Raw genomic sequence first — 6,824 nt, 5'->3', positions numbered from 1 at the left:
CCACTGTCCCGCGCGTCAGTCCAGGTGCCTGTCCGGCCCAGGCGAGCCACACCGACGGCGCGATCCCCCGCACGTCCGCGCCGCCGTAGAACGCCGTCCCCTCGAACTCGACAGCGCCCCGGAGTGCCGCCAGCAGCGACGACTTCCCCGACCCGCTCGGCCCCTCGATGACGGTGATGGTCCCCGGCCCGGCTGCGAACGACACGGGCGGCAGGTCGCGCACCCGCAGACCCTCGACCACGAGGTTTCCGCCGTTCGCCGGTTCCACGGTGGTGTCCACATGCATGACCGATTCACGGATGCCGGGGGTTTCGGCGGCGATTCCTCCGACATCCGTCGAAAGCTCCTGCATCCGCGCGCGCTCCCCCGCCGCATCGAGCACCTCGAACACGTCCTCCGTCGCCGCGACCCCCTCGGCCGCCGCGTGGAACTGCACCCCCACCTGCCGGATGGGCAGGAACGCCTCGGGAGCGAGCAGCAGCACGAACAGCCCCACCTCGAGGGTCAGATCGCCCGACAGCAGCCGGAAGCCGACCGACACCGCGATCAGGGCCACCGCGATCGAGGCCAGCAACTCCATCGCGAAGCCGGACAGGAACGAGAACCGCAGCACCTTCATGGTCTCGCGGCGGTACTCGTCGGCGGTGACCTCGATGCGGTCGGCCGCACGCCGGTCGCGTCCGAACAGTCGCAGCGTCGACAGCCCCTGCACCGTGTCGGCGAAGCGTGCCGCGAGGCGCTGCAGCGTCTGCCACTGCCGGGTCTGCACGGTGCGGGTCGCCATGCCGATCAGGATGAGGAACAACGGGATCAGCGGCAGCGTGATCACTGCGGTGAGTCCGCTCGGCCAGTCCTGCCACCACATGACCGCGACGAGCACCGGCGTCGCGATCACGGTCAGCACGAGCTGCGGGATGTACCGGGCGAAGTAGGCGTCGAGAGCTTCGAGCCCGTGACCGGCCGTGACCGCGAGCGCCGTCTGATTGCGCTGCGCGAGCCACCCTGGCCCGAGCCTCCCGACCGCAGCCACGAGCGCCGTGCGCAGCTGCATCCCCGTCTTGGCGGCCGCCCGTGTGCCCGCGGCATCCGAGGCCGCGATGAGCAGGCCGCGCAGCAGAGCCGTGAGCAGCAGCCAGAGCAGCGACGAGGTGACGTCACGCCCCGCGAGGGCCCCCGTGATCGCGTCGGTCAGCAGCCACGCGAAGACGATCGTGACCGCCGTCTGGACGACGCCGATCAAGGCGGATGCCGCGAGGAAACCCCTCGCGGCACCCGCGTATCGCAGCAGTCTCGGATCGACGGGTTTCACGCGTGCGCCGGAGCCCCCTCGATGGATTTCCGGGTGACGCGCTTGCGGAACACCCAGTAGGTCCACGCCTGGTACGCGAGCACGAGCGGCATCGCGATCAGGGCCGTCCAGCTCATGATCTGCAGCGTGTACGGGGTGCTCGAGGCGTTGGCGATCGTGAGGCTGTAGGCCGGGTCGATCGTCGACGGCATCACGTACGGGAACAGGGCGGAGAACAGCATGACCACGGCGAACATGACCGTGAGCATGCCGGCGAAGAACGCCCACCCGTCGCGACGGACGAGCGAGAAGCCGACCGCCGCGATCAGGCTGACCGCCGCGAGCGCACCGGCTGCGATGACCAGCCAGAGCAGCGGAGCCTCGCGGCCCATCGCGATCGCGACCGTCCAGATCACCGTCGCGGCTGCGACGAGGATCGTCGGGATGGCGGCCTTCTTCGCGAGCTTCTGCGCATCCTCATGCACCTGACCATCCGTCTTGAGTGCCACGAACAGCACCCCGTGCAGGAAGAAGAGCAGCAGCGTGGTGACGCCCACCAGCAGTGCGTAGGGGTTCAGCAGGGAGAAGAAGCCGCCGACGAAGATGTGGTTCTCGTCGATCGCGACGCCCTGCACGATGTTGCCGAACGCCACACCCCACAGCAGCGCGGGAACGACAGAGCCGATCACGATCATCCGGTCGAAGCCGGCCTTCCACTTCGCGCTGTCGCGCTGGTGCCGGTACTCGAACGAGACACCGCGCAGGATCAGCGCGAGCAGGATCAGCAGCAGCGGCAGGTAGAAGCCGCTGAACAGCGTGGCGTACCACTCGGGGAACGACGCGAACAGCACGGCGCCGGCCACGATGACCCAGGTCTCGTTGAGATCCCAGACCGGGCCGATCGTGTTGATGACCTGTCGGCGCGAGACGTCGTTCTTGCCGAGGAACGGCAGGGACATGCCGACTCCGAAATCGAAGCCGTCCAGGACGAAGTAGCCGACGAAGAAGAAGGCGACGATGAAGAACCAGAGTGTTGCGAGATCCATGATGCTCCTCCCTCTCAGTAGACGACCGACGGCAGCTGGGCCGTCTCGTCATGCGGCTTCTCTTCGGTGTCGGGCCCCTTCTGGGCGGCCCGGATGATGAGGCGGATCTCCACGACGGCGAGCGCCGCATAGATCGCGGTGAACGCGATGAGCGATATCAGCACCTCGAGCCCGCTGACGCCCGGCGAGACACCGTCCTGCGTCGTCATCAGCCCGAACACGATCCAGGGCTGTCTGCCCATCTCGGTGAAGACCCAGCCCATGATGTTGGCGGCCAGCGCGAGCGGGAACGACCAGATGGCGACCTTCCACATCCACGGTGCGACCGGCTTCTTGGCGCCCTTGCGGGTGACCCAGAGGCCCGCGACGGCGACGAGCGCCGCGGCGATGCCCAGGCCGATCATCCAGCGGAAGGCCCAGTACGTGATCCACAGCACCGGGGCGAAGTCGGTCAGACCGGTGGCGGCGTAGGTCTGCGCGTACTCGGCGTTCAGATCGTTGATGCCGTGCACACACGCGTCGAGGGTGTGTGTCGACAGCAGCGAGAGCAGATAGGGCACGCGGATGGAGAACAGTTCGGAGCTGCCGTCCGGGGTGCCGAGCGTGAAGATGCTGAACGAGGCATCGGGACCGCAGACCGTGTTGAACGTGGCCTCGGCCGCCGCCATCTTCATGGGCTGCGCAGCGTACATCGCGAGGCCCAGCTGGTCGCCCGTGAGCACGACGCCCGCGGTCGAGACGATCATGGCCCACAGCCCGAACTTGAGCGAGATGCGCATGGTGTCGAAGTGCTGGCCGCGCGAGAGGTGCCAGGCCGAGACCGAGATCACGACACCGGCGGCGAACATGAACGCACCGAAGATCGTGTGCGGGAACGCGGCGAGCGCGACGGGGTTGGTCAGCAGCGCCCAGAAGTCGGTCAGCTCGGCGCGGTTGGTCGCCTCGTTGAACGTGTACCCGACGGGGTTCTGCATGAAGGCGTTGGCGGCGATGATGAAGTACGCCGACAGGATGCTGCCGATCGAGACGCACCAGATCGTGGCGAGGTGCAGCTTCTGCGGGAGCTTGTCCCAGCCGAAGATCCAGAGGCCGATGAAGGTCGCCTCGAAGAAGAAGGCCAGCAGGCCCTCGAAGGCGAGCGGGGCGCCGAACACGTCACCGACGAAGCGGGAGTAGTCGGACCAGTTCATGCCGAACTGGAACTCCTGCACGATGCCGGTGACGACGCCCATGGCGAAGTTGATCAGGAAGATCTTCCCGAAGAAGCGGGTCAGGTGCAGGTACTGCACCTTGCCGGTGCGCACCCACGCGGTCTGGAAGATCGCCGCGACCAGCGCCATGCCGATCGTGAGCGGCACGAAGAGGTAGTGGTAGACGGTCGTCAGGCCGAATTGCCATCGGGCCAGAGCGAGCGGATCAAGCCATTCCATGCACGACTCCTGTTCTGTGGTGCCGCTGCTTCGTGCTGTGACGCAGCGTTCCCTCGACCAGCGGCGCGGTGGTGTCGCGCAGCTGCACGGTGCAGTCCGACGGGAGGACAGCGTCGCGCACGCACTCGGCTTCGAGTGGTCCGCCTGCCTCGTTCAGGACGCCTTGCATGAGTTCCAGGTGCACGCGGCACAGCATCGGGCGGTCTTCCGACCGTCCGGCGGCGTGCGGGCACGGGCTGAGGTCGACCGTGAGACTGCGGTCGTCGAGCACGGGCTCGAAGCCGCTCTCCTCCAGGTGCTCGACGAGCGCATCGAGCTGATAGGTGGCTTCGCGCCCGAGTCCGGACGCCGCGTCGGGGAGCATGCTCCGCATCAGGTCGCCACGGCGGGCGGCCGCCTTCGCCTTGTCTCGGGCAACGGGACTGGAGGCCCCTGGCGCTCCGGTCGCCGCGCTGTACAGCGTGCGCGGTCGGCCCCGCGTCGTGCGGTGCTCGATCGTCGGGATCACGTAGCCGCCCTCGATCAGGCGCTGCAGGTGCTCGCGGATCGTGTTGGGGTGCAGCCCTGTGGCTTCGCACAGCTGGGTGATGGAGAGCTCGCCCCGGGTCTGCGAACTTCCCGCTTCGAAGAGCAAGTGCAGGATCTGCACCCGGGAGTAGCTCGAGATCGGCCCGCAGACGGGCCCGCCGTTGGCCATGAACCCAGTATCCCGCGACACTGCGAGTTTGCCGAGAGGATGGGCCGTGAATAAACACCTGGCCGATAGGGATGTCTGATGCCGGCGATAGCCTGGGGGCATGGCCACCCGGAAACCCGCTCCTCCTGCGTACGTGTGCACGGAATGCGGGTGGACCACCGCCAAGTGGGTCGGACGCTGCGGCGAGTGCCAGCAGTGGGGAACGGTGCAGGAGCAGGCAGCGCAGACCGGCATCCTCCGTCGGGTGGGGCCGGTCGCGCCGACGGCCGACCGTGCCGCCCGGCCCATCACGCAGATCACGACGCAGGATGCACCTCGTCGCTCGAGCGGCGTCGGCGAGTTCGACCGTGTCCTCGGCGGCGGCATCGTGCCGGGGGCGGCGATCCTGCTCAGCGGTGAACCCGGCGTCGGCAAGTCCACGCTTCTGCTGGAGGTGGCAGCGCAGGCGGCTCGCGGCGGACGCCGTGTGCTCTACGCGAGCGCCGAGGAATCCCCCGGTCAGGTGCGCCTGCGTGCCGAGCGCACTGGCGCGCTGCACGACGAGCTGTATCTCGCGAGCGAGACCGATCTGGCGACCATCCTCGGCCACATCGACGAGGTCAAGCCGCAGCTCGTGATCGTCGACTCGGTGCAGACCGTCTCGTCGTCCCTGATCGACGGCGCCGCCGGGCAGCCCAGCCAGGTGCGAGAGGTGGCTGCCACACTGATCCGCATCGCCAAGGATCGCGACCTGCCGATCATCATCGTCGGCCACGTGACAAAAGACGGTCAGGTCGCCGGGCCCCGTGTGCTCGAGCACCTCGTCGACGTGGTGTGTCACTTCGAGGGCGACCGTCAGACCTCGCTGCGCTTCGTCCGCGCGCTCAAGAACCGCTTCGGTCCGACCGACGAGGTGGGCTGCTTCGAGATGACCGGCGACGGCATCGCCGAGGTGCCAGACCCCTCAGGGCTCTTCCTCTCGCAGGGGGCGACCGAGCCAGGCACGTGCGTGGCGATCTCGCTCGAGGGTCGACGCGCCCTTCCCGTCGAGGTGCAGGCGCTCACGGTGCCGAGCAACGCCCCGAACCCGCGCCGCATCGTGCACGGCGTCGACTCTTCGCGGGTCGCCATGGTGCTGGCCATCCTCGAGAAGAGAGCCGGCATCGCGACCGGCAGCCTCGACGTCTACGTGTCCACGGTCGGCGGTGTGCGCTTCACCGAACCCGCGGCCGACCTCGCGATCGCCATCGCCGTGGCGGGTTCCATCCAGCAGATCTCGGTTCCGCGCACGGTCGCGGCGGTGGGCGAGCTGAGCCTCGCCGGGGAGATCAGGCCGGTCACGCAGGCGGCCCAGCGACGCTCCGAGGCCGCGCGCCTCGGCTATGAGCAGGTGGTCGACGATCGTTCGAAGACGCTCCGAGCCGCGCTGAGCGATGTGCGCGCGCGCAACACCTCACGCCGATCCGACCGCGACATCCCCCCGTTCTGACCGCCCGCGCTTCCGCGTCGCGGTTTTGACGTCGAAGGTCAGGCATGGAGGGTCTGACGCCGTGTGTCTGACGTCGCGTGTCAGGCGTCGAGCGCCTTGAGCAGCTCAGCGGGATCGGCCTGCATCGGGTGCGGTCCGGCGATATCGAGGAACACCGTCGTGATCGGGTGCGCCGCGAGGAACTTCCGCAGCCAGTCCGCGCTGTAGATGCCCACTCCTGGAGGCAGGTTGGCAGGCTTGTTCTTCGCGTCGCTGAAGAGCAGCAGGGCGAGGTCACCGGTGTTCGGGTCGCGATACGTCCACACCTCGCCGCTGTCGAGAGGGTTGTCCCGCGCGCCGGGCTTGATGAGCGGGACGATCGTGGTGCCGTGCCGGAGGGCGAGCGCGACCGCAGCGACATCCTGCTTCTCCAGAGCCTGCGCCAGAGCGTCCGAACGGAAATCCTCGGGTGCCGGCTTGTTCTTTCCGGACTTCGCCTTCTTCGCTGCCATGCATCCAGCTTATGCAGAGCGCCGGGCGCAGAGTGCCGATCCGACAGCGGAGACGATTGGGGCCCTCTCGAGTCCCACATTGGGGACTGGGGTACTCGAGAGGGCCCTCGGACTCTCGTGCGGCGATGTCGAAGCGCTGGGGACGCTGTAGTTCGACGCCACTGGGGATGGCTTGTTGCCGCAGATGCGGAGAGTCGCTTCTATGGTATCCCAAAGAGTGGGGGATGTCAGCATCGTGCGGCGAAGGCAGGCGACATCGCTCCATTTCGTGCGATACCCGTCGAGCGACGACGGATTTCGAAGGCGCCGACTGAGATCGCTTCGAACTCAGCGGGACGGAGCTGCGCAGCGATCGGTCGTCGGTGCGACGTCGTTCAGTAGAGCAGGATCTGCGCGCTCGAGGG

At 67.9% G+C, this 6,824-nt stretch carries 6 protein-coding genes; 1 reads left to right on the top strand and 5 read right to left on the bottom strand.

The features are described from left to right. The 4 genes from DSP71_RS14065 to DSP71_RS14050 all read right to left on the bottom strand — a co-directional run. Positions 1-1,309, bottom strand: a 1,309-nt coding sequence (locus tag DSP71_RS14065; protein ID WP_113681401.1) for an ABC transporter ATP-binding protein/permease, incomplete at its 3' end; no start/stop codon positions are given. Further along, entirely contained in the window at positions 1,306-2,334 is a 1,029-nt protein-coding gene (gene cydB, locus DSP71_RS14060; protein WP_029259883.1) for a cytochrome d ubiquinol oxidase subunit II, read from the bottom strand. The genes cydB and DSP71_RS14065, both read right to left, overlap by 4 nt. 14 nt (positions 2,335-2,348) lie before the next feature. Continuing rightward, positions 2,349-3,764 carry a cytochrome ubiquinol oxidase subunit I gene (locus DSP71_RS14055; RefSeq protein WP_029259882.1) on the bottom strand — a complete coding sequence of 472 codons (1,416 nt, stop codon included), beginning with the start codon at positions 3,762-3,764 and terminating at the stop codon, positions 2,349-2,351. Beyond that, a complete protein-coding gene (locus DSP71_RS14050) occupies positions 3,751-4,461 on the bottom strand; it encodes a metalloregulator ArsR/SmtB family transcription factor (protein ID WP_029259881.1) in 711 nt (236 codons plus the stop codon). Before DSP71_RS14050 ends, DSP71_RS14055 begins: the two co-directional genes overlap by 14 nt. Before the next feature lie 100 nt (positions 4,462-4,561). On the opposite strand from DSP71_RS14050, the gene radA reads away from it, so the two are divergent. Next, the gene (gene radA, locus DSP71_RS14045) at positions 4,562-5,929 is read left to right on the top strand and encodes a DNA repair protein RadA (protein WP_058630739.1); all 1,368 of its coding nucleotides are present in this window, start codon (positions 4,562-4,564) and stop codon (positions 5,927-5,929) included. Positions 5,930-6,009: 80 nt separating this feature from the next. Here radA and DSP71_RS14040 read toward each other — a convergent pair whose 3' ends face one another. Continuing rightward, the gene (locus tag DSP71_RS14040) at positions 6,010-6,420 is read right to left on the bottom strand and encodes a hypothetical protein (RefSeq protein ID WP_046747602.1); all 411 of its coding nucleotides are present in this window, start codon (positions 6,418-6,420) and stop codon (positions 6,010-6,012) included. Positions 6,421-6,824 lie beyond the last annotated feature (404 nt).

The sequence above is a fragment of the Microbacterium sp. H6 genome (assembly GCF_003314775.1).
In the GTDB taxonomy this organism is placed as follows: domain Bacteria; phylum Actinomycetota; class Actinomycetes; order Actinomycetales; family Microbacteriaceae; genus Microbacterium; species Microbacterium oxydans.
This window is presented reverse-complemented; position numbering and strand designations above follow the sequence as displayed.

Bases quoted from the DNA above. Each gene is read 5' to 3' on its own strand.
- cydB (WP_029259883.1), bottom strand. From the start codon at position 2,334: ATGGATCTCGCAACACTCTGGTTCTTCATCGTCGCCTTCTTCTTCGTC.
- DSP71_RS14055 (WP_029259882.1), bottom strand. From the start codon at position 3,764: ATGGAATGGCTTGATCCGCTCGCTCTGGCCCGATGGCAATTCGGCCTG.
- DSP71_RS14050 (WP_029259881.1), bottom strand. From the start codon at position 4,461: ATGGCCAACGGCGGGCCCGTCTGCGGGCCGATCTCGAGCTACTCCCGG.
- radA (WP_058630739.1), top strand. From the start codon at position 4,562: ATGGCCACCCGGAAACCCGCTCCTCCTGCGTACGTGTGCACGGAATGC.
- DSP71_RS14040 (WP_046747602.1), bottom strand. From the start codon at position 6,420: ATGGCAGCGAAGAAGGCGAAGTCCGGAAAGAACAAGCCGGCACCCGAG.